This is a genomic window from Bradyrhizobium altum, from assembly GCF_020889705.1.
In the GTDB taxonomy this organism is placed as follows: Bacteria; Pseudomonadota; Alphaproteobacteria; order Rhizobiales; family Xanthobacteraceae; genus Bradyrhizobium; species Bradyrhizobium altum.
Genome location: NZ_JACMYP010000159.1, coordinates 1 through 21,153, shown reverse-complemented (window position 1 = coordinate 21,153; position 21,153 = coordinate 1). Strand labels below are relative to the sequence as shown.

General features: G+C 56.9%; 20 protein-coding genes. 5 read left to right on the top strand and 15 right to left on the bottom strand.

From position 1 onward, the window contains the following. Positions 1 to 250: 250 nt before the first annotated feature. Together H8B02_RS30745 and H8B02_RS30740 are read left to right on the top strand one after the other, a co-directional pair. The gene (locus H8B02_RS30745) at positions 251 to 1,456 is read left to right on the top strand and encodes an aminotransferase-like domain-containing protein (protein WP_229169659.1); all 1,206 of its coding nucleotides are present in this window, start codon (positions 251 to 253) and stop codon (positions 1,454 to 1,456) included. Between the two features lie 287 nt (positions 1,457 to 1,743). Continuing rightward, the gene (locus H8B02_RS30740; RefSeq protein WP_229169658.1) at positions 1,744 to 2,112 is read left to right on the top strand and encodes a Rid family hydrolase; all 369 of its coding nucleotides are present in this window, start codon (positions 1,744 to 1,746) and stop codon (positions 2,110 to 2,112) included. A 351-nt stretch (positions 2,113 to 2,463) separates the two neighbouring features. Here the strand turns inward: H8B02_RS30740 and phnN are convergent, their stop codons facing one another. The 9 genes from phnN to H8B02_RS30695 are packed head-to-tail and all read right to left on the bottom strand — an operon-like array spanning position 2,464 to position 9,381. Next, positions 2,464 to 3,057: a phosphonate metabolism protein/1,5-bisphosphokinase (PRPP-forming) PhnN gene (gene phnN / locus H8B02_RS30735; RefSeq protein WP_229169657.1), complete on the bottom strand. Its 594-nt coding sequence runs from the start codon at positions 3,055 to 3,057 to the stop codon at positions 2,464 to 2,466. Next, on the bottom strand, positions 3,057 to 3,794 hold the full coding sequence (locus tag H8B02_RS30730; protein WP_229169656.1) for a DUF1045 domain-containing protein: 738 nt from the start codon (positions 3,792 to 3,794) through the stop codon (positions 3,057 to 3,059). Before H8B02_RS30730 ends, phnN begins: the two co-directional genes overlap by 1 nt. 4 nt (positions 3,795 to 3,798) lie before the next feature. Beyond that, on the bottom strand, positions 3,799 to 4,539 hold the full coding sequence (gene phnL / locus H8B02_RS30725) for a phosphonate C-P lyase system protein PhnL (protein ID WP_229169655.1): 741 nt from the start codon (positions 4,537 to 4,539) through the stop codon (positions 3,799 to 3,801). A 23-nt stretch (positions 4,540 to 4,562) separates the two neighbouring features. Beyond that, on the bottom strand, positions 4,563 to 5,360 hold the full coding sequence (gene phnK, locus H8B02_RS30720) for a phosphonate C-P lyase system protein PhnK (RefSeq protein ID WP_229169654.1): 798 nt from the start codon (positions 5,358 to 5,360) through the stop codon (positions 4,563 to 4,565). Continuing rightward, positions 5,357 to 6,265: an alpha-D-ribose 1-methylphosphonate 5-phosphate C-P-lyase PhnJ gene (locus H8B02_RS30715; protein WP_229169653.1), complete on the bottom strand. Its 909-nt coding sequence runs from the start codon at positions 6,263 to 6,265 to the stop codon at positions 5,357 to 5,359. The genes phnK and H8B02_RS30715 overlap by 4 nt, the downstream gene beginning before the upstream one ends. An 8-nt stretch (positions 6,266 to 6,273) precedes the next feature. Further along, a complete protein-coding gene (locus H8B02_RS30710; protein WP_229169652.1) occupies positions 6,274 to 7,380 on the bottom strand; it encodes a carbon-phosphorus lyase complex subunit in 1,107 nt (368 codons plus the stop codon). Beyond that, positions 7,381 to 7,968 carry a phosphonate C-P lyase system protein PhnH gene (phnH, locus tag H8B02_RS30705; protein WP_229169660.1) on the bottom strand — a complete coding sequence of 196 codons (588 nt, stop codon included), beginning with the start codon at positions 7,966 to 7,968 and terminating at the stop codon, positions 7,381 to 7,383. 14 nt (positions 7,969 to 7,982) lie between these two features. After that, positions 7,983 to 8,471, bottom strand: coding sequence for a phosphonate C-P lyase system protein PhnG (gene phnG, locus H8B02_RS30700; protein WP_229169651.1), 489 nt, complete (start codon positions 8,469 to 8,471; stop codon positions 7,983 to 7,985). Positions 8,472 to 8,517: 46 nt separating this feature from the next. Then, entirely contained in the window at positions 8,518 to 9,381 is an 864-nt protein-coding gene (locus H8B02_RS30695; RefSeq protein WP_229169650.1) for an endonuclease/exonuclease/phosphatase family protein, read from the bottom strand. Between the two features lie 163 nt (positions 9,382 to 9,544). On the opposite strand from H8B02_RS30695, the gene phnF reads away from it, so the two are divergent. Continuing rightward, complete coding sequence (gene phnF / locus H8B02_RS30690; protein ID WP_229169649.1) at positions 9,545 to 10,294, top strand: phosphonate metabolism transcriptional regulator PhnF; 750 nt, start codon at positions 9,545 to 9,547, stop codon at positions 10,292 to 10,294. Positions 10,295 to 10,317: 23 nt separating this feature from the next. Here the strand turns inward: phnF and H8B02_RS30685 are convergent, their stop codons facing one another. From H8B02_RS30685 to H8B02_RS30665, 5 genes are all read right to left on the bottom strand, one after another. Next, positions 10,318 to 11,160, bottom strand: a complete 843-nt coding sequence (locus H8B02_RS30685; RefSeq protein ID WP_229169648.1) for a carbohydrate ABC transporter permease — start codon at positions 11,158 to 11,160, stop codon at positions 10,318 to 10,320. Further along, on the bottom strand, positions 11,157 to 12,164 hold the full coding sequence (locus H8B02_RS30680) for a carbohydrate ABC transporter permease (protein ID WP_229169647.1): 1,008 nt from the start codon (positions 12,162 to 12,164) through the stop codon (positions 11,157 to 11,159). The genes H8B02_RS30685 and H8B02_RS30680 overlap by 4 nt, the downstream gene beginning before the upstream one ends. Then, a complete protein-coding gene (locus tag H8B02_RS30675; RefSeq protein ID WP_229169646.1) occupies positions 12,161 to 13,345 on the bottom strand; it encodes an ABC transporter ATP-binding protein in 1,185 nt (394 codons plus the stop codon). Before H8B02_RS30675 ends, H8B02_RS30680 begins: the two co-directional genes overlap by 4 nt. A gap of 76 nt (positions 13,346 to 13,421) precedes the next feature. Continuing rightward, entirely contained in the window at positions 13,422 to 14,573 is a 1,152-nt protein-coding gene (locus H8B02_RS30670; protein WP_229169645.1) for an alpha-D-ribose 1-methylphosphonate 5-triphosphate diphosphatase, read from the bottom strand. A 76-nt stretch (positions 14,574 to 14,649) separates the two neighbouring features. Further along, positions 14,650 to 15,921, bottom strand: a complete 1,272-nt coding sequence (locus H8B02_RS30665) for an extracellular solute-binding protein (RefSeq protein WP_229169644.1) — start codon at positions 15,919 to 15,921, stop codon at positions 14,650 to 14,652. A 660-nt stretch (positions 15,922 to 16,581) separates the two neighbouring features. On the opposite strand from H8B02_RS30665, the gene H8B02_RS30660 reads away from it, so the two are divergent. After that, positions 16,582 to 17,478 carry a DMT family transporter gene (locus tag H8B02_RS30660; protein WP_229169643.1) on the top strand — a complete coding sequence of 299 codons (897 nt, stop codon included), beginning with the start codon at positions 16,582 to 16,584 and terminating at the stop codon, positions 17,476 to 17,478. A 623-nt stretch (positions 17,479 to 18,101) separates the two neighbouring features. Here the strand turns inward: H8B02_RS30660 and H8B02_RS30655 are convergent. After that, positions 18,102 to 19,553, bottom strand: a complete 1,452-nt coding sequence (locus H8B02_RS30655) for a porin (protein ID WP_229169642.1) — start codon at positions 19,551 to 19,553, stop codon at positions 18,102 to 18,104. A 1,245-nt stretch (positions 19,554 to 20,798) separates the two neighbouring features. Here H8B02_RS30655 and H8B02_RS30650 point away from each other — a divergent pair. Further along, the coding region (locus H8B02_RS30650) for a class I SAM-dependent methyltransferase (RefSeq protein ID WP_229169641.1) at positions 20,799 to 21,153 on the top strand (355 nt) is incomplete at its 3' end.

Sequence of the window (21,153 nt, the reverse complement as noted above, 5' to 3'; positions counted from 1 at the left end):
GAGGTTGCCAAGCGGCACAACAGAGGAACGGTTTGTAGCCGCGGCTCGCTCTTTAGGGGTGATCCTTCGTCCGGGCTCAATGTTCTGGGTCTCTCCACCCAATCAAATCGACCGAATTAGAATTGTCCTGGGGAGCCCAGATTCCGCTCGCGACGTCAGGAGTGCGCTTGAGGTGATCGCCTCCCTTCTTCATTGAATCGGCGTGCCTTTGACCTATCGGCTACTCCTCAGCAGTCATTAGGAGACAACTATGTCGGAAGCTCAGATGGGATTCTCTCTCAGTGCCGGACAATCGTTTGTACGGACCGACGATGAATTTCGCCTAGACGTCCTGAAGGGGACCCACATCGACCTGTATCAGGACATTCCACCCGAGTCGACAGAACGTGCATCGATTATCCAGCAGATGCTCGGCGATTTGAAAAAAGTAGCCGGCATCGATCAGGCGTTCCGGTTTCACCGATACCAAGGAACCGACGGCGACCGCAAGGCAGCAGCCTCATGGATGGCCAAGCGCCTCGGATCAGCACCGGATCCTAGCAGAGTGGTTGTGACACACGGATCGCAGGACGCACTGATCATGCTTTTGTCGACCATTGTCGGCCGTCAAGGCCTCCTCTTATTGGAGGAGCTTACGTATCCGTCGGTGAAGGTCATATCTGAGCTTCTTGGAATCCAAACCGTTGCGATCGCGATGGATGATGAAGGCATGATGCCGGAGGCACTGCTTCAAGTCTGCAAAGCGAAGCATTGTCAAATGGCCCTCTACTGCATGCCAACCGTGCACAATCCAACGACGAGCACAATGTCGCTGGAACGGCGAGTGGCCATTCTCGAAATATGTCGCAGCCACAATGTAAGTGTCATAGAGGATGACGCTTATGGCCTCTTTTCGACAGATGCAATTCCAAGCCTTTCAGAGCTCGCGCCTGACATCACCTGGTATATGTTTACGGTAGCGAAGGCCCTGTCCTTGCAACTTCGAATCTGTCTACTAACCGCGCCCACAGACGCGGCGGTCGACCAAGTATTTAGCTCGACAAAGCGTATGACCTTTTGGATGGCAACTCCGCTATCGGCGGTCTTGCTGACCAGACTTATTGAAACCGCTGAAATCGATCGTCTTGTGGCAGGGGTCAAGGACGAAACATCCAAGCGTCAAGACCTGGTCGCAGAGATCTTTGATGGCTTGAACTACAGATCTCGACCATTTTCTCCACATTTGTGGCTGACGATTCCAGCGCCATGGAATCGACGAACATTTGCAAAGACCGCGCGAGAGAACGGCGTCCTCCTTAACACAAGCGACGCCTATCAGGTTGGCACCGCGACGCCGCCGGAGGCGGTTCGCGTTTGCATCGGAGCGCCCCAACGGGAGAAAGTCCGGGCCGGACTTTCTCGAATATCTGACTTGCTTCGTGGTAACGCCGGTGCGCGTGAGACCGCGCATGGCTGACCTCCCGCTTCAGCCGCATGTTCAGCAGAGAAACGATGCTCGATTGCACTAGTGCTGCTCAACGACGTGTGTGGGGCTCGGCACAACCCTTTTGAGCGAAGCAAGGTGGATGAGAATGTTCGGACGGTCTTCGATGGCTCTACGGCGTCATCTCTAGCGATTCGGTGGTCGCTCCGAGCACAGCCAAGATAAGGGTGTCTGGGCTGTGAGCCTTGCAGTTTCGGCAGCACATGCATCAGACCCGCCCTCACGGCCAACTCTCAAAACGATGACATTTGGAGTGTACAATGGATGATGAAATCAAAATTCAGCGTGTGGCGGGCGTTGCAGCAGGCCGGAGTTCTGGTTCTGCTTTTGGCAGTCTTGCTTGGGCGGTGGCCACGTCAGACGATAAAAGCCTTGGCGTAAGAGAGCAGACTGTTGCGGCCTTCGCTAAGATTGATCGGACTTTGGCCTCGCTCAGAAGTGATAAGCGATACCTCCTATCGGCGACAATTATTCTTGCCGACCTCAATGATAAAGAAGTTCTCGATTTCGAATGGAAAAAATGGGTCGGGGCCGACAATCAGCATTGGCCACAACGGTCCTGCACGGGCGGCACTCTTTCGTCCGGCACGCTCGTCGAGATTATGGTAGTCGCGGCGCGACCGATCTGAGCGCGGCTCTGAATTGGACGACGACCGTCCAGCCTGAGATTGTCAGTCTGTTCAGTAGTGGGAAGCAGTCTCGCAACGAAGCAGAGTACGCGACCATCTCTCACGGTCAAGCTCGAACGTTTGCTTGAGCGCAGTGGCTCTCATCAAGGCCCTTCTCGGCCACGGTTCACGGTCGTGGAAGATGACGCTGGCTGCGGCGTCCGGGCAATGCCCGCGAGCGGCGTTGAGGAATGAAGTGTTCTGAAGTCGCAGAAGCTTGATCGCGGCAAAGTGCCGGGGCCTCACGATAACGATTGCGCCCGAAGCTCGGTATTCCTTCTTTCCCCTCTCTCGTTACGACGCTTGGCGCGGTTATTCCGGTAGTAAGGAGTGCTCGCGATCGTCTCTCCTTGGACGGCAAGCGCGAAGCGCATCTATGAACTGTTCACCAGCGACGTCCAAGGAGCCGACGTTGTTTATGCGCAGCACGTCCCTTCCCTCGATCAGATCAATGTCACTTCGCGCAAGCCGCTGCTTGCGTGATGAAGCGTTTTCGCGGCCGCGTCCCACCAGGCGCCTGGACAAGACCTCAACCGGCACGGTGACATTGATGACGAGGAGCTTCGGGTAGCGGAGACGGGCCAAGGGAACGATGGCCCGGGAGGAATTGGCGACCACGACGGTGCCGCGACAGAGCTGACGTTCGACCGTCGAGGGAATACCGTAAGAGAATCCATAGGCCTGCCAGTGCAAAGCGAACGCTCCTGCGTTGGCTCGGCATTGGAATTCTGCGATGCTGACAGGCTCGTGATTTTCGCCGATAGAGGGAGACCGAGTAATGACCCGGCGAACGAAATGGAAGTCAGTATCCGATTGCAACCGGGCTCGGGCGTAATCGATCAGGGTGTCCTTGCCCGCACCGCTGGGGCCAACAACGAGAACCAAGTGCCCGCGCGCAGAGGTCATCAGATCACTGCCTCCTTGAGGGGACGGCTCGACAAGGCGTACTGCGACCGCACGACAAAATCTGAATGGGAATGTTCCTGGACAAAGAGAGATAGAGCATCGACGCGGTAGTCTTCAGAGAGCAGCGGTGCAAAGACTGCATTCAATTCCTGCTGTACGTCGGGCCTGCTTTGGGCGGGAACGCGATCGGTCAGAGTCATGTGGAAGCGGAAACGATCGAAGACGTAGGGATAGCCCCACTGCACGAGATAGGTTGTCTCGGTCTCGTCGAGCGGCCTGCGCAAACGTCGTCGAAGTTCGCTCTGGCTCAAAGGCGCGCGGAAGACATCAAACTTCTCGACGATGCGTGAAGCCAATCCACGCAAAGCGGGAATAGGACCCACAGGCTCCAGCGCGAAGAAGCCGCTCAGAAGCTTGATCTTTAGGGGGCCGATTGGACAGGGAGGCCAAGCCGCCGCAAACCTGCGGATAGCGCGTTCCAATTCCTCGACCGAGCAGCTCTCCCTGAGCTGAAACGGTGCCTTAAGGGTCGCGTGGAACCCGTGGCGGCGGGGCGCGGCGGTCATGGTGTCACGAAACAAGTGAGGGCCGCCCGCAGGCCCGAGTTTAACTGGAACCGCCAGTGAACATCCAGAGAACGCGTCGCGCCCGAGCCAAGCTCTCGCGGCCTCGGTGAGCGGATGTTTCTGAGCCGGCGTGTAGTAGATCGCGTAGCGGACCGATGACGATTCGGGCATTATGTTATGCGGCCGCCTCCGCTGCCGTATTGGGCAGTCGCTTCTGAACCAATGGCTGGCCCACCTCGAACAGGCGGTCGGCGGCAGCCTCGCGCACCCCCCCATCGTGGAAGATGCCAACGATAGCCGCGCCGCGCACCTTGGCCTCGTCGATTAGCTCGACCACGGTCAGGCGATTGGCGTCGTCGAGCGAGGCTGTCGGCTCGTCGAGAAGCAGGACCGGGTATTCTACGATGAAACCTCGGGCGATATTCACACGCTGCTGCTCGCCGCCAGAGAAGGTTGCCGGTGCTAGCGACCAGAGCCGCTCTGGGATGCGTAGCCGCGAAAGAAGCGTACGGGCGGCGCTGTACGCCGTGTCTGCGTCGACGCCGTTCATGATCGCGGGCGCGGCAACAATGTTCAACGCCGGCACTCGCGGAATCACATGCAGGAATTGGCTGACATAGCCGATGGTTCGTCTCCGGATCTCGATCACCTCCCAAGGCTCGACCGCCAGCAGATCGACCATACTGCCGTCGTGTTGAACCAGGATCTTGCCGGCATCGGGCTTGTAGTTGGCATACAAGGAACGCAGCAGTGTCGACTTGCCGGCACCAGATGGTCCATGCAGGCAGACGCATTCTGCTGAGGCAACCTTAAGATCGATACCATCAAACACGGGAATTTCCGTCCCACCCTGCGTGTGGAGGATGAATCGCTTTGTCAGGCCGCGAGCCTGAAGGGGGATATCTTTGGTGTTCATTCTGGCTGGCATTCCTTCACGCCTCAGACTTGCAGTACCGACGAGACGAGCAACTGGGTGTAGGGTTGGTGCGGATCATCGAGCACCTGGTCGGTTAGCCCCTCCTCGATAACCCGACCGCGTTGCATGACCATCAGGCGGTCGGCAAGCAAGCGCACGACGGCAAGATCGTGTGTGACGATGATGGCCGCGATGCCGAGCTCATGAACCAGCCCGCGAAGCACGTCGAGCAGCTTCGCCTGCACAGAGACATCCAATCCGCCGGTCGGCTCGTCCATGAACACCAGTCGTGGCCGCGTCACGAGGTTACGCGCGATCTGCAACCGCTGCTGCATGCCGCCAGAGAACGTCCTCGGCTTGTCGTCGGTGCGAGCAAGATCGATCTCGACCTTGTTTAGCCATTCGTGCGCCTCCGCGCGGATTTTACCGTAGTGGCGGGCGCCGATTGACATCGGCCGCTCGCCAATATTGCCGCCGGCGCTGACATCCATCCTGATTCCATCGCGTGGGTTCTGGTGCACGATACCCCAGTCCGTTCGCGCTAATCGTCGGCGCTCGGGTTCGGACAGCGACAAGATATCGACCAAGCCGCGCTCCTTCGTGTCGTAAGCGATCGAGCCCGTATCGGGAGCAAGTCGTCCGGCCAGACAGGCCAGCAATGTCGACTTACCCGATCCACTCTCCCCGACAATCCCGAGAACCTCGCCAGGATACAGCGCAAAGGATACATCCAAACAGCCCACTTGGCCGCCATAGGATTTTGAGACACCGCGGACATCTAGAAGTATCCGTCGGGTCGCAACCTTGGCTGCTGCGGTCATGATGAACTCCCTGCAGTCGCACCGGCCGGACTGCCAGCCACCTCGCTCGTTCCTGGCTGTGCTCCGCGGCGTTTGGCGCAATAGTCGGTATCGGAGCACACGAACATGCGTCCACCACGGTCATCGGTAATCACCTCGTCGAGATAGGACGTGCCAGACCCACAGAAGGCGCAGGATTGCTTCCACTTCTGGACCTCGAACGGATGGTCATCGAAGTCGAGACTCCGCACACTCGTGTAGGGCGGTACCGCGTAGATGCGCTTCTCCGTGCCTGATCCAAAAAGCTGGATGGCCGGGTTGTTCTGCATCTTCGGATTGTCGAACTTCGGGATTGGACTCGGCGACATCAGATGCCGGCCGTTGACCATCACCGGATATTCGTAGATGCGTGCTATATATCCGAACCGAGCGACATCTTCATACAACGTCACCTGCATGGCTCCATACTCCGCATAGGCATGCAGCTTACGTGACTCAATCTGGCGAGGTGCGATCCCTCGCAGAGGTTCGGGTTGTGGAACTTGGTACACAAGTATTTGCCCTTCGATGAGAGCCGTTTCCGGTACACGATGCCGAGTCTGAATGACTGTCGCCTCGTCGACCTTTTCTGTTGTGACGATCTGAGCAACTTTCTTGAAGAAACGTCGAATCGATATCGCGTTGGTCGTGTCGTCTGCGCCCTGGTCGATGACCTTCAAACGATCCGCCGGGCCGATGACACTCGCTGTCACCTGAATTCCACCCGTGCCCCAGCCACACGGAAGAGGCATCTCGCGGGCGCCGAACGGGACTTGATAGCCTGGGATGGACAACGCTTTGAGCAGTGCACGGCGGATCATGCGCTTGGTCTGCTCGTCCAGATAGGCGAAGTTATAACCTTTGCTGGTTTCAGTATTCGAGCTCATAACCTGGATCATCTATCGTCTGAGGGACTTTGCTTCCCAGCTGTTTGGGCACGCATTTTGCGGATCAGTTGCAGATCGGCTTGAAAATCGACATAGTGAGGAAGCTTGTAGTGAGAGATTAGTCCTGTAGCCTCAACGCCGTCGCTATGGGAAAGCACAAACTCCTCGTCTTGCGCCGGATAGCGCACCTCTTCGTCGAACTCGCGCGCCCGGAGCGCTCGATCGACAAGTGCCATCGATATCGCCTTGCGCTCACAATGGCCGAATGTGAGTCCATAGCCGCGCGTAAAATGAGCAGGGGTGCTGGCAGATCCGTGAAAAAGACTGATCATCTGACATTCGGTCACCGTGACCTCAGCTATCGCGATCGGAAATCCAAGGTCTTCCGGGATGATCTCGACATCTAGTTCGCCTAGACGAATCTCGGCCACGTAAGGATGCGAAGATCCGCTGTAGCCTCTTGCGATGGAATACGCGAGGCCGACGATGAATCCCTCATCAGCTCGCGCTAGATTCTGCAAACGCTGGTCGCGTCCAGCAGGTAGTCGCTTAGGCGAGCGAGTGAGATCAAAAGGCTCTTTTCCGCCGTGGTGGGATACAGCTTGCTCGACAAGATTTTCGTCGTCGAGAATATCTAGTACCCTCGACAAGTCGGAATCAATCGGAAGCTCGGTATTCGGTGTCTCGAGACACTCCTTAGAACCTCCTTCCGCGAGACTAAAATCCAGCAGCCGGTGAGTATAGTCGTAGGTCGGTCCTAGGAGCTGACCTCCAGGGATATCTTTGAATGTCGCAGACACCCGGCGGCGAACGGTCATTTGCGTCGTGTCGATCGGCTCCGAAACCGCAATCCGCGGCAGGGTCGTACGATACGCTCGCAAGAGAAAGATTGCCTCGGCCGAGTCTCCGCGCGCCTGCTTCAAAGCGAGTGCTGCGAGGCGTCGGTCATAGATGGAGCCCTCGTTCATCACTCGGTCTATGGCAAGTCCGAACTGGTCACCGATCTGCTCGAGACTCAGCTCAGGAACGGTCGGATCGCCGCGGCGCTCCTCTGCGATCAGCTTGTGGGAATTCAGGATTGCCTGCTCGCCACCTTTCACAGCAACATAGGCCATCTAGAACTCCACATTAGTGGTGCGTGGCAATCCCACAATTGAGGACCCGGAAGTGAAAAAGACGTCGAGTCCCCTAGGATAGAGTTCTCTGGTCATCTCACGATCCAACCAAAGTTGAGCGGAAAGGCCTCCAATTCGCGGGCAAATACTGTCCCGGATTCCCGGTCCTGACCATCGAGTCACGGGACCATCCACGAGCGACGGCACCTGCACTATCAGAGTCGAGCTCAATTCCGGCGACTCGATCTCGCCTGTCCGAAATTCGAGGAGGCTCGGAATGGATTGGGCATTAGCGACGATTGCAAATTGCGCCTCTCGGTGGTCTTTTGTGAGAGGCGAGCCGCAATGAAAGGTGAGCCAGTCAACGATCTTGTCCGTCCTCACTTCATCTTCAAGCCAAACTAATGTCTCGAAATCCAGGAGCGTGAGGCAAAGTGCTGCTGTCGCTATGCAGAAAGGACTTGGACCATCGACACTGCGACTGAGCGTAAACGTTCGACCAGGGTACGCATTGCATGACAGAACGGTGCGAAAGGCATCCTGGCTATCAAGCACAGGATCCCTGAATCCTGAATGGATATCGGACATCGCTGCAACTACGGTCATTCCAGATTCTCGCCTCTGATCAACGTGAAGAACTCCACCTTCGTCGAGGCGGCCTTCGCGCGCCGTTCTCGACGGAGCCGCGCCTGGGTTTCACGCAACCGTTCAATAACTTCCAACAAGGGAACTCTGTTTTCGTCGTCGCGTTGGAGTGACGCGTCCACCAATGCGGCAAGCCTCGCATGTTGCCCATCGGTGCCTTGCACATAGCCATAACCAACGGCTCCATCCGCGAGGCGCAAGGCGCACCGAGTGACAGTCGTCTCGCCGAAATTGAACGGATCGCCACTACCGCCGATCCGCCCTCGGACCATGACGAGCCCCGTTTCTGGGGATCTTAACCAGGTCCAAGACAGATGCCGAACGAGGGTCGAAGCAAGCCGATTGAGGTCAGCCGCCGCCGATTTGGCCAGAACCCCGAGCCAATCCGGTCGGCCGAACTCCTGAGATGGCGAAGCAGGAGCCTCGCTTTCGATCGTCTCTTGCATTCTCGTTATCACCGAAACTTGTGCTCCACTGGAGCGATGGCGGAGATCATGCAGCAAGCTCGACGACCAAAGGCTGGTGATCGGACCCATCAGCACCCTTGTCGACAACCGCCGATTTGATCTTTCCCGTCAGGCTCTCGCTGACGAAGCAGTAGTCGACGCGACAATTGTAGGGTGACAGGACCGTCCAGCCTGCCTCTCGAGAGGCGTCCGAGAAACCATGGTGAACGGTCCAAGCATCAACGAACCCACCGCGTCTGGTGAGATGACCGACTCGTTTTGAGCGCTCGCCCACCACGGCAGCATATGAATCTGTCGCGTCCTCGAAATTGAAGTCACCCAGCAGGATGGCGCCGGAGGGCATCGGGGGAAGCGCAGGCTCGGAAGTCCAGGTGGCATCTGTTGGATGCTGCCCCGCCAGGACGGGACCTTCATCTGATGCCTTCTTGTGGTGGTCGAGGAGCCATTCGAGTTGACGATGACGCTGCTCGACCGACGCGCTACAAAGATGGGTCGAATAGAACCTCAGGAGCCCGATTGGCGTATCGATCAAGGCTTCCAGCGCCCCCTTTTGCAGGTCCATGTAGACAGATGCACCGTATTTGCTCAGAAGATAGTTCCGGATCGACACAATCGGATACCGCGACAAAATCATGTTGCCGAACTGCCGCCTCAGGCTGCTCCCGGAAGACTTCCGCACGTCGATTGTCGGTCCCCAAGCCGCTTCGTGGTCTGGCAACATGTCACGAATCAGAGCGACCTGGTCTTGATTCTGGGACCGATCCCAATTCACGTCGACTTCTTGCAGCGCGATGACATCGGCGTTGGCAACAGCGTTGATGGCGCGCTTGAGGTCGAGCTTTTTGTCACGACCGACCCCGTACTGGATATTGTATGTTGCGACGAGCACTTTCGTTGATGTCCCAAGCTAGATACACTGCATTATTCGCGGTCGAACTTCCTCCTTCTCTATAACGGATCCGTGACAATCAGCGTGGTCATCCTTCAACGACCGCTCGGGTTGTATAGAGAAGGAAGCGGCCTATTCCCCAACTGAGCTGGTGAGAACTTCAATGGCACCACGTCACGCAGCGCTCCGGTCGCATTCTGATCGTGGCTCAGCCTCGCCGCCGCGCTGGAAGCAGATTCAGGCGGAACTTGAAGAATGGCTTTCCGACGGGAGATTTACGCCAGGCAGTCGGCTACCGACAGAGGAAGAACTCGCGCAGCAGTTTGCGGTGCATCGGCATACGGTTCGGCGCGCTGTGGAGCAATTGAAGCATGACGAGCTTCTTCGCGTCGAACAAGGGAAGGGAATATTTGTTCGTGAGCCAAGCCTGTCTTACCGAATGGGCCGCACGACGAAGCTTTCTAGCGCTGCGACAAGACATGGTCGCTCGTTACGATATCGCTTGATCTCAGTGGATCTAGTCCAGGCGATAAAGTTTGGAAGCCCGCTGGGTCTTCCAAAGGGCCATCCCCTCATCCGTTTGCAAATGGTGCGGATTCTCGACGGACGGAACATTGCCCTTTCGTGGTGCTATTATCCGCTTCCGAGATTCGAGGGAATAGCCCAATTGATTGCGAGCACGGGATCTATTTCGGCCGCTATGAAGCACTATGGCGTCGAAGAGATTAATCGGAAGAGCGCACGAGTTCGCGCGGTCGCCCCGACTACTCAAGACGCAAAGATCCTCGGGATCGAGCGCTCAACGCCAATGCTCGAAATAATCCATCTTGCAATTGATGAGAGGAAGATTCCCATCGAGTTCTCGGTCACCAGATATGATGGGAGATACTTCGACATCCTCATCGATTTTTGAGCCAACGGTTGCTGACCGCCTCGCTATCCTTTGACGCCACCCTTGGCTATTCCTTCGACGAACCACCGCTGGGCAGCGAGGAAGGCTACGATGAGCGGAAGGACCACGAGACTCGAGGCAGCCATTAGCGGCCCGTAGTCAGTGCCGGTTTCTTCATTCTTGAAAGCCATGATGCCGAGTGGGGGCGGCATCAGTCGTTGATCATTAACGGCGATAAGAGGCCAGAACAGATCGTTCCAGTGCGACACGATGGAGAAAATCGAGAACGCAATAACCGCTGGCATGGCCATGGGCATCATTATCCTCCAGACAATCGCCAACTCAGAAAGCCCGTCAAGACGGGCGGCGTGGACGATGTCATCTGGGATTGACCTGAAGAACTGGCGGAACAGGAAAATGCCAAATGGTGACACGACAAAGGGAAAGACCAGCGCAGCATAGGTATTGAGGACGCCCACACTGTAGCCGAGGATGAAGAGCGGTAGGGCTAATACTTGTTGGGGCAGTAGGAGACCGATCAGGACGAGGGCAAACAGCGCGTCACGACCTCTGAACTCAAGTTTTGCAAGTGCATAGGCGCAAGGGGCGCAGATCAGAATCTGCACGGTGAGAATGACTGCACAGACGATGACGCCGTTAAGCATGTAACGTAGCAGTGGCGCCGAGGTGAGTACCCTTTTGTAGTTCTCGAGGGCATACCATTGGTCCGGCAGCAGAGAGAAGGAGGCGCGAAAAATCTCATCCGATGGTTTGAGGGAGAGCGAGACCATCCAGACGAAAGGCAGCATTATGAAGGCTGCCGTCAGAAGGAGCACGGCATGGCGGGCGATTGTCGCGGGACGTACGAAACCGTGTGCGGCGCTCATTTGTAGTGCACCCTTCTGTCCATAAAGCGAGCCTGGATGAGGGTGAGGGCCACCACGATGACCAGGAAGACGATTGTGACGGCTGCACCGTAACCTGTTCTCAAATACTGAAAGCTTTCGCGATACAGCGTGTAAAGCAACACTTCCGAGGAATGCCCCGGTCCCCCTTGCGTCAGGATTTGCACGGTGTCGAAGACCTCGAAGGCGCGCAGCGCCACCACGATGACGACGAACATGGAGACCGGCCCAAGCATGGGCAACGTTACGGTACGCAGCCGGTCCAGCCACTGGTCGGCGCCGTCGATATCGGCGGCATCATAAAGATCCTGCGGAATTGACTTCAGCCCGGCTAGGAAAAGTACCATGGCGAAACCGAGGTTTTGCCAAATACCGATGACGGCCAGCACCGGCAGAACCGTCGTTTGGTCGCGCAGCCAATTTGCTGTCGGCAATCCAAGGGCGGAGAGTGCTTGGTTCACGAGTCCAATAGTGGGATGCAGTAGCGCCTCCCAAGCGACCGCCATTGCGGCAAGCGTGGCCATGTACGGGAGGAAGTGGACAGCGCGATAGAAGGCACGGAAGGATTGCCCACTTTCGATGAGTAAGGCGATCAAAAGACCGAGGACAACCGTGCCTGGTACCACGATCAGCACATAGACCATGGTGTTGAACAGCGAGATGCGAAAGCCTTCGTCGGAAAACACTTCATGGAAGTTGGCCAGCCCGACAAATTTGGGCGACAGCGCTCCGAACTGCCAATCGGTAAGGGCGATGATGAAGACGGCGATCACAGGCAAGAGGAACAGCACGATCAGGAGCAAGAAGGCCGGCCCGGCCAGTGCCCATGCCGCACACGTCTCGGCTAGTTTCGGCCCATGCAAGATGCGGCTCTTCGAGCCGGGAAGCACGTCGCGCGGTGATCCTGCCTGGTTTCCCCTGCCCAGCTTGCCGGCTGCGCCCGTCCGATCCGGCCCCGATGAGAAGACGTCGATCGCAGCCGTCATTGCACATACTCTCCGATCGGCGTTACGCTGGCGGTTGCCGCCAACGTCGGCCGTCGGGGCCGAATACGTGAGCCGTCGCTGGCGAACAACAGCACCCGATCAGGCCGCACACCGAGATTGACCACCTGGCCAATCGCAATGTGAGGAGCCCGCTCGGCCAGCAGCCTTGCGATCACCGCTTCGACGACTCCGCGCATATCGAGATGGACATAGAGGTCCGAGCCCATGTGCTCGACCAGCCTCACCGTCCCCGTCAGCGCCCCCGGTCCCGCACGATCCGCGACATAGAACGCCTCCGGCCGGATACCCAGCATCACGGCGGCACCCGCTTCGCCCTCAACGTCGATAGCTAGTGCTGAGTCAGCTACATCAACCAGACCCTGCTCGCGCACTACGCCCTCCAACATGTTGATCTTTGGCGAGCCGACGAACTCTGCAACCCGGCGCTCGGCCGGATCGGCGTAGATTTGTTGCGGCGGCGCCACCTGTAGCAACTCGCCCTCCAGCATAACTGCAACCCGGTCCGACAGAGTCATAGCTTCCGCCTGATCGTGAGTGACGTAGATGAAAGTCACCCCAAGGCGCCTGTGTAGCTCCTTGATCTCGGCCCGCATCTGGACCCTGAGCTTGGCGTCGAGGTTCGACAGCGGCTCGTCCATCAGGAAGACCGTCGGATGCCGCACCATTGCCCTCCCTACCGCGACACGCTGCCGCTGGCCGCCGGACAGCTGGGCAGGCTTCCGATCCAGCAGATGGGCAATCCCGAGAGCACCTGCCGTCTGGGTCACCTCTACAGCGATCTCCGCGCCAATCCGCCTCGTTTCGGGTAATAGCGCGCCCACCACAGGCAGCCGCTGTAACGCGGTCAACCTGCGCATCCTGAGCGGCAACGCCATGTTCTGCGCCACCGTCATGTGCGGATACAGTGCATAGGACTGGAAGACCATGGCTACGTTCCGATGCTTCGCACGAACCCCGTCCACCACGCGCCCGCCGATAGACACCGACCCACTACCCTGCACTTCAAGCCCTGCCAGTATTCGCAGCAGTGTCGATTTTCCGCAGCCGCTTGGCCCAAGCAACGTCAGGAACTCCCCGTCAGCAACCTGGAGTGAGACATTCTGGAGGACAGTTATCTGGTCGAATGCCTTGCCTAGGTCAACAATCTGTACATCTGCCATGTCTGCCCCTTCTTTGTCTGCAGCTAGGTCGCTAAGGACGGTGTGAGAACCACCTTACCGGAGGCACTGACCATGGTCAGTGCACTCTGTTACCGGACCGCCAGACAGTGCGCAGCACAGGTAAGCCATCACTATACCGAACGCGGATCAAATCCGCCTTGGCGCCAATTGAAATCTTGCCGCGATCCTCCAGACCACAGGCGTTCGCAGGGTTCGATGTAACGGTAGCGATTGCTTGGGGTAGTGAGTATCCGATCGGATCGCAAGTAAGCATGAATGCCGCCTGGAGCAGACTGACCGGCATATAGTCAGAAGCCAGGATGTCGAGCACACCATTCTCGGCACATTCCTGCGCCGACACATTGCCAACATGGGATTTGCCGCGAACGAGATTCGGCGCCCCCATAATGGTTTTCATGCCAAGAGAATGGGCCAACCGGGCCGCCTCAATCGTCGTGGGAAACTCGGTAGCGGAGCTGCCAAGCGCCAACGCCTCGTTGATCTCTTCTACGCTTGAATCATCATGCCCAGCCAGCGCGATCTTCCGCTCTCGCGCGATCGCAGCAACCGCCTGCCTATTCGGCGCAGCGTATCGGCGTTGCGCCTCGACCTCGGCAGCAAGCATACGATCGAGTTCACACTCGCTCAGCCCTCGTCCCTTCTTCCTGTAGTTGCGCCAAGTCTCGATGTCTCGGAACACTCTTTGTCCAGGTGTGTGGTCCATGAGCGTAAACATCTTGATGGGAAGGTCTTCACCTAGCTGGCGAACACGATCCACGATGTATGCGTCACTGAGCTCACAGCGTATGTGAAACAGATGCTCCGCTCTGAACGCGTTGACCTTCTGACACATACGGATGCCATCGATGATTTCATGAGCGAGCTTGGTGCGACTTCCATCACCGCCGCCAAGCGATATTGGGTCACTCAGCGAAATGGCATCAAGGATTGTCGTGACACCCACTCCGATCACATTAGCATCGTGCGCCATCGCAGCGAACGTGCTTGGCCAGGTGACGTTGGGTCGTGGAGATATCTGCTTTTCAATGTTGTCACTGTGGACGTCGATCAGACCTGGGAGAAGATAGTCACCCTCAAGGTCCACGCCCTTCTGGTTGTAAATATTACCCGTGGCGATGTCGGAGATGACGCCGTCAGCAACAGTAATGTTGCCAGAAATAATCTCGCCTTCCAGAACAATGCGAGCGTTTCGGATGATTTCCTGCATATGGGCCTGCTTTCGATGTCTGCATAAGTCGTCCGTAGCGTGCTACTTGCTCGCCTGAACGATAAGGTAGTCCGATTTATTGCGGAAGGAGCGCCTTCACTTCGCTCACCAGCTTAGGCATCACTGCAGCCGGCGCTTTGTTCTGGGTAACTACCTCGCGAAGGAGGTCCCGGATCGTGGCAGAAATGCGCTGCGCATTCGGCCCAGGAAAGGTGAACGGTCCTGTAACGTGGGCCAACTGATCCACCGCAGTCTTATAGCAAGGATCAGCATAGAGCGTATTTCGGAACTCCGGATTTTCGATTGTCTTGCGATTGCTAGGCATGTAGCCGGTAAATTTGGCGACCATGAGCTGTCCAATCTCGCCGGTCGCAAACTTGATATACTCCCAAGCGGCCGCTTGCTTGGCCGCATCTTTGGTCATGATCATGCCCGCGTTACCGCCCGCAGGGTACCGGCCGTCAGTTGACGCAAGCGGAAATGCCGCGCAACCCAGTTGCCACCCAGCTGCCTCCGCGGCGTCCTTGAACGTGCGTATGTCACCCGACGTGGACGCGTACATTGCCAAGGCGCCAGCTTTGAACGATTGCTGGGCCTGATTGCGTGTGGTGTCAATCATGCCCGAGGCTCCCAGCTTGTGCAGTATTCTGAGCGCCGCGACTCCCTCAGGACCATCGAACGCAATCTGCGTGAGATCGTCCGACATCATCTTGCCGCCCTGCGTTTCGATGAGCGCGTCGAACGTAAGGTTTGCGGCGATGTAGTAGTAGTCGATATATATGCCTGTTCCAGGACCAGAGATGTCGCTTATGCTTTTTGAGAGACTCGCAATCTCATTCCACGATTGTGGAAACGCATCTGGATCTCTTCCAGCTTTCCGGACCTGAGATTTATTGTAGAAGATGAAGGAAATCGAAGTGTTGAAAGGAACCCCATAGACCTCCTCGCCGACTTGGGCCATCGATGTACTTTTTGAGAGGTACCCCAGGTCATTCCAATTGGGCTCGGCCGCAATGAAATTGCTTAGTGAGAGCGGCAGGCCGCGGTCGACGAGCGGCCTCACGTAACCGTAGAATTGGAAACTCACGTCCGCGACTGTGCCAGTGATCGCTCCGCGGATCGTGCGCTGGAACAGCTCATCGTAGTTAGAGGCAGGATTGTTGAAGGCAACCCTGATGTCAGGGTGAGCCTCCATGAATTTTGCGGCGATCGCTTTGTGCATCTCAAAATATTCGCCGAACGCAGTATCAACTGTAATTTCTATTTGAGCAGCCCGCAGCTCGTTTGATGCGGCGACCAAAGTGAAGAGGACGACGCCTGCGAGTGACGACGGCTTCATTTTCAGCATCTTTCTCTGCGCTAACATCTACGTTCCAAGTCCGTCATAGTGGCCGTCGAACTGATCACCGACCGTTCTCATGAACTTGGTGGCAACAGCAACAAGTCCGCGCAGCATCGGGACGCATCCTTGCCCAATCCATGCAAACACTATGTGACAGGAACCTAAGGCCTCCTGGACAAGGCGGGTTGTTGTACAATCTGCCGCCAGAGGAACGTCTTATGCGGCTGAGGTCAACCGCAGGCTCGTCGCAACCCAGTCGATGGAGAAGACGAGAAGGCCATCGCTACGATCAAATTCCTCGCGCATCATGCCAACTGTGCACTCTGTGAGCTTGCGGCAATGGCGCCGAGACCGCCGCATCCGGTGAAATCGCTCGATGTCGGGCTTTTGATCAGTCAGGCGGTAGCATCTCGACGAATGGTGTGACTGATCCTATGCACATCTAGGAACCCATCCTAGCCATTACAGCCAAGCATCGCGAGAACCAGACTGGATTGCGGCGAGGCAAACCGCTAACCCTACGAATCTGCTATACAAGATAGCCGGTTATCCCTTCTTTCTGATCGTTTCGACAACAAATTGTAACGCCTCGATGATCGACCTCGGAGCTTGTTGATCTTGTGAGATCGACTGGCGAGCTACGTATCACTTCGAGGATTCCAAAAAATGGTAACTGCAAAGAAGATGCTTGCAGAAGCTGGCTTGGTCTTGGCATGGAGCTCAGGCTTCATTGGTGCGAGGATGATCGGTGCCAACGACTCGATTTATTTGGTGCTGTTTTGGCGGTTTGCTCTCGTCGCGACGATGTTGTCACCATGGCTGGCCGTGTCACTAGCTATGGGCTTGCCGCTCCGTGAGATTGCGAAGCAGGTCTTTCTTGGCTTCTTAGCAATGTTTTGTTTCATAACTTTAGCGGTGAAGGCCGTCGCAACAGGTGTTCCCCCTGCGACAACCGCTTTAATCGCTGCATTGCAGCCGCTGGCGACGGCTATCTTTGCGGGGCCAGTTTTGGGCGAGAAGATTTCTATAGGACAGTGGGTAGGATCAGTGGTCGCGCTTGCAGGTGTAGCACTGGCTACGGGAGGGGCCGTCGGCCACGCTCCACTTTGGGCGTATGGATTGGCCGTAGTAGCCACTCTATGCTTTGTTTCGGCGACCCTTCTTTCAAAGCGGACCGCCACCTCTATGCCTATACTTGCCGCTTTGGCGATCCAAAGCGCCATCTCCGCGATCTGTACGCTGCCTCTAGCTATTCAGGATGGAGGGATCACTCCTCACCTGACGGCGCAATTTGTTGAGGTGGTTCTTTGGTTCGTGTTTCTCACAACCGCTATGGGGTACGGTCTTTACTGGTTCTGCCTAAGGGAAAGCGCCGCCAGCCACGTTGCAACCCTGATATACCTCACCCCGCCAGTTACCGCGGTCTGGGCGTATGTTATGTTCGGAGAGTCGATAACGATCAAGGCCACTCTCGGATTTCTGATATGCATTGTAGCAGTCTATATTACCGGAATTAGTCCGTCTGCATACAAACGTGCTCGATTGGAAGAACGAGATAGTTAAATCGCCCTCTTGCAGGCTTCTTCCACATTATCGACTCGCGGCGAGGATCTTCGAGCGCGTCTGCAGCAAAGAGAGCTGTCGGGGCGCACGAGCAGACCGGACGAAGCCAGTGCTCTCGTCGTGCGTCGGGTTGCTCGAGCCATACGCCTATGCCGTGGCGCTGCAGTGGCGGCACGAGCAGTGGTCAGAGGCGATCGATGATAGCGCTGCGGCCCGACCTCGAGCTGATGCTGACGTCCCAGCCGGGCCGACTTTCCCAGGCACGCATCGAGCCTGATCGATGCGTGCCGATGTTCGAGGGACACGCAGCGCGCAACGCACGCCGAATGACAAGTCGGCGCACACACGCTGTCGGCGCTGGTGAGCGAGCACTACACGACGGCACCGAGGTGTGTTTACCTCCTATGGCCTTTGTCAACCGTTTTGAACATAGTTTCCCGACCGCTCCTTGGGGACAAAGGTGTTTTTGATGCATACGATCCGCATAGGTGAGGACGCCGAGTGTTCTCGATGGTCGCTCAGATGCCTCGCTCTGGCCACGGACGTAGGCGACACCGCGGTCCAAGATAAACTCGAGGATGGCCACCAGGCGCTGGCTGAAATCGGATTTCCCAATTCGAGGATCAGAACTTGCGCAAGAAGCGCATGTCGAAGACGTAGGCGTCCGCTTTGTTGAATGTGGCATTGCCGGCTGCAACCGTAGCAGCCGAGACATCAATGTGGCGGTATTCGAGCTCTGGGATGATCTGCAGTTCCGGACCGATTGGGGTCCACTTGATCTGCGCGCTAGTTTCGAAACCGGTGAAGGCCAGGGTGCCGGCGGTGTTCCTGTTTCTGAATGAGTAGTAGGCTGACGACGCGTCAAATTCCACAGTCGGCATCATGTGTACCTCAAACACCGTGCCGACCGTCCACTCGCGGGCCTGTTGCAGGACGCCGTTGGCGACGGCAGCATCAGCACCGAGATCGGCACTGGAAATGCCGAAGGCGCCACCTTGATAACCCCAACTGTACGCGAGGCTGGTTGCGCCGATCGAGTAGGCGCCCTGGAACGCCAGCCTGGAGCCAGCGCCTAACGCCGGTACGTTGAAGCTGACAGCAGCCTGCCCGCCGTAACCATTCGCAGTGTATGGAGTGGCTACCGAGCCATAGTCCTGATGATAACCGACCGAGAGCTGAGCCGCTCCCCACGCTTGCGATACCCTCAGGTTGCCGATGAGGTCCGGAAGATCCATAGAGCCGTAGACAAACGAAGCGCCACTCCTCCGACCTATGGCGGCCGAGGGAAGCGAGTTTGACCTGTTGGTGCCACCGGTGGTCGGATCTTCCACAGAGATCGTGCCAGTGAAACCATTGCCGAAATTGGCGGTATAGGCCGCTTGGTTCACCTTGTAGTCGACGAAGGGCTCAAATTGCCAAAAGATATTGCTGTAGAAGATGTCTCTATAAAACAGGAAATTATAGTTGGTTTCGTCGCGACCGGCCTTAAAGCCATTCATTTCCAAGTAGCCTCGATCGAACGTGATCGACGGAACACCGGAAGACGTGGCGGTTTGGCTGGCAGCGGTCGCGTAGTCAACGCGATAGTTGACGAGCGAGTGCAACAGACCCCAATCAGTGGCTGTCTTCGCATCGAAATTCACGGAAGCTTCGATATTTTCAGAGTCTTTGCGCGTCCCGCGATCGCTCGCACCATGGAGAATGCCACTCCGATAGATGCCGATGTCGGAACCAGTCGTCGTGTTCCCTGTACCTGTGTCGCTTCTCACATAGCCACTGATGTTGAGGCAGGTGCGGACGCTTGGAATGTAAAAGTAACCGGGACCGTACGCATCGCAAATCTTGACGTAGTCTACCGGGATCTTAGCGACGGGTACATCGGCGGCTTGAGCATGGAGCCGCGCGCCTTCATCGCGTGCCCGAGCCTCCGCTTCTTTCGGAGTTGGCCTCGCCACCTTGGATGCAGCCGAATCGTTGCGAGCTCGCGTTTGTTCGGTAGCCTCGAGTGAGCGAACGCGAGCTTGCAGGCGCCTCAGCTCCTGCTTCAGATCCTCCGAAGAGTCGGCGTAGGCCACGGAAGGTGAGCACCAAAATGCGCAGCCCACCAGAGTGCTAGTCGCGATCCATCGCGATACCATCAAGCGGCCGGATGGCATCAACGGCAAAAGATCAGATTCATTTCGGTAGATACTGGCACGAGCGGTTTTTGCTGACACTGAAGCCCCCCTTATAGGCACAAGCATAGGCTCCTATGGATTTCACATAGGAACGTAGATTTCTGAGTAAGCTCGCGATGTGTCGTACCCTCCAAGCTCAACGAGAGGGAAACGTGCTCCTATCAAGCCGGGATCGGCGCGATCACGCGACACGTATTGCCGGCTTCCGTCGCGAATGGTCGCCCCTCGCGCGTGACGATAAGCCCGTGTTCAGGCCTGACGCCGACATGCGGCATTTGCGCAGCAACGACGTGAGGAGCACGCGTGAATGAGCTGTTGGCCTTCTGAACGGTCATGGCTAGTCCTTCGTTCATTGAACGAGCGCTTCTTCAAGTGATCGTTCAGATCACTCGACTTCGCCGGGCCCGCGCTCAAATACCAACCCGGCCGCCGTTGGTCGCGACGCTTTTCGCAAGGGCCCGCAAATGTTGCGTGACAGAAAAGAGGAGCTCATTCGACAACATACGGACTTGTACAAACCTTGACCTGTGCCTGTGCAGATTCCGCGGCGTACTCGAGGGTCAGGCGCAGTGGCGTCGTATGCCGAGGACTGATTGACGCGCGAATGGCTGCAAGATCAACGCTGGTGTAGCGCGATTAACTGATTAACTCGGTAGGACGCATCGGCTAATCGAGCGCGTGGGCGCGTTATACAAGTAGCTCTGGGTTGTATCAATTCTCTGCCGAGACATACAATCTGCACCGCGCCAACTACCACATTTAGTAATTGAGCTACACGATATCAGAGCAGTATCAATTAATTGTCGCGCATCGCGTGGCTCGTTAAGGAGTGTGGCATGCAACATCAATCCGGTTCTCACGGGGAGCCTGATGACTTCGCTCGCATGCAGAGATGCTAGCGTTCTATTCCCCTCCCTACTTCCTAATGGAAGGGGCTCGCCGATCGTCGAACGAACAGCTTTCAACCGCCTCTGGCCGTCGAACCCATCAACTTGCCTGTTCTCTCGGGTGCCGCCGACGAAGCTTACTGAACCTAGGTGCTGCGAAAATCGGCTCTTTCGGCGTGCGCCGGGAGGCAGCTTTACCGGTTGTCCCCTTTGAGAGCCGATGAGTTTGGTTCAGACGAAACGTACGGAGCTAAGTATGATCGTAGCAAGTGAAGTGTATCTTGGTGCGGCGCCCTATTATGCGCGGCACCAGATTCCTTATTCAGACGACCTCTTCCGATCGTTGGTTCGGCTTTGCAGGCTAGATACCAGCAGTTGTGCACTCGATCTTGGTGCCGGTACAGGACTAATCAGCATTCCCCTGACGCGTTCGGTTGCGAATGTGCTTTCCGTCGATCCGAGCGACGAAATGCTCAAGGAAGCAAGGCGGCTGGCGGACGCCTCGGGAGTCGAGAACATCGAGTTTTTGGTGTCGAGGTCTGAAGACGTAAACAGACCAACGTCGTCATTTGATATCGCAACGATAGCGGGAGCCTTCCTCTGGATGGATC

Excerpts from the sequence above, each read along its gene's own strand:
- H8B02_RS30745 (WP_229169659.1), top strand. The coding sequence starts at position 251 with ATGTCGGAAGCTCAGATGGGATTCTCTCTCAGTGCCGGACAATCGTTT.
- H8B02_RS30740 (WP_229169658.1), top strand. The coding sequence starts at position 1,744 with ATGGATGATGAAATCAAAATTCAGCGTGTGGCGGGCGTTGCAGCAGGC.
- phnN (WP_229169657.1), bottom strand. The coding sequence starts at position 3,057 with ATGACCTCTGCGCGCGGGCACTTGGTTCTCGTTGTTGGCCCCAGCGGT.
- H8B02_RS30730 (WP_229169656.1), bottom strand. The coding sequence starts at position 3,794 with ATGCCCGAATCGTCATCGGTCCGCTACGCGATCTACTACACGCCGGCT.
- phnL (WP_229169655.1), bottom strand. The coding sequence starts at position 4,539 with ATGAACACCAAAGATATCCCCCTTCAGGCTCGCGGCCTGACAAAGCGA.
- phnK (WP_229169654.1), bottom strand. The coding sequence starts at position 5,360 with ATGACCGCAGCAGCCAAGGTTGCGACCCGACGGATACTTCTAGATGTC.
- H8B02_RS30715 (WP_229169653.1), bottom strand. The coding sequence starts at position 6,265 with ATGAGCTCGAATACTGAAACCAGCAAAGGTTATAACTTCGCCTATCTG.
- H8B02_RS30710 (WP_229169652.1), bottom strand. The coding sequence starts at position 7,380 with ATGGCCTATGTTGCTGTGAAAGGTGGCGAGCAGGCAATCCTGAATTCC.
- phnH (WP_229169660.1), bottom strand. The coding sequence starts at position 7,968 with ATGTCCGATATCCATTCAGGATTCAGGGATCCTGTGCTTGATAGCCAG.
- phnG (WP_229169651.1), bottom strand. The coding sequence starts at position 8,471 with ATGCAAGAGACGATCGAAAGCGAGGCTCCTGCTTCGCCATCTCAGGAG.
- phnF (WP_229169649.1), top strand. The coding sequence starts at position 9,545 with ATGGCACCACGTCACGCAGCGCTCCGGTCGCATTCTGATCGTGGCTCA.
- H8B02_RS30685 (WP_229169648.1), bottom strand. The coding sequence starts at position 11,160 with ATGAGCGCCGCACACGGTTTCGTACGTCCCGCGACAATCGCCCGCCAT.
- H8B02_RS30680 (WP_229169647.1), bottom strand. The coding sequence starts at position 12,164 with ATGACGGCTGCGATCGACGTCTTCTCATCGGGGCCGGATCGGACGGGC.
- H8B02_RS30675 (WP_229169646.1), bottom strand. The coding sequence starts at position 13,345 with ATGGCAGATGTACAGATTGTTGACCTAGGCAAGGCATTCGACCAGATA.
- H8B02_RS30670 (WP_229169645.1), bottom strand. The coding sequence starts at position 14,573 with ATGCAGGAAATCATCCGAAACGCTCGCATTGTTCTGGAAGGCGAGATT.
- H8B02_RS30665 (WP_229169644.1), bottom strand. The coding sequence starts at position 15,921 with ATGCTGAAAATGAAGCCGTCGTCACTCGCAGGCGTCGTCCTCTTCACT.
- H8B02_RS30660 (WP_229169643.1), top strand. The coding sequence starts at position 16,582 with ATGGTAACTGCAAAGAAGATGCTTGCAGAAGCTGGCTTGGTCTTGGCA.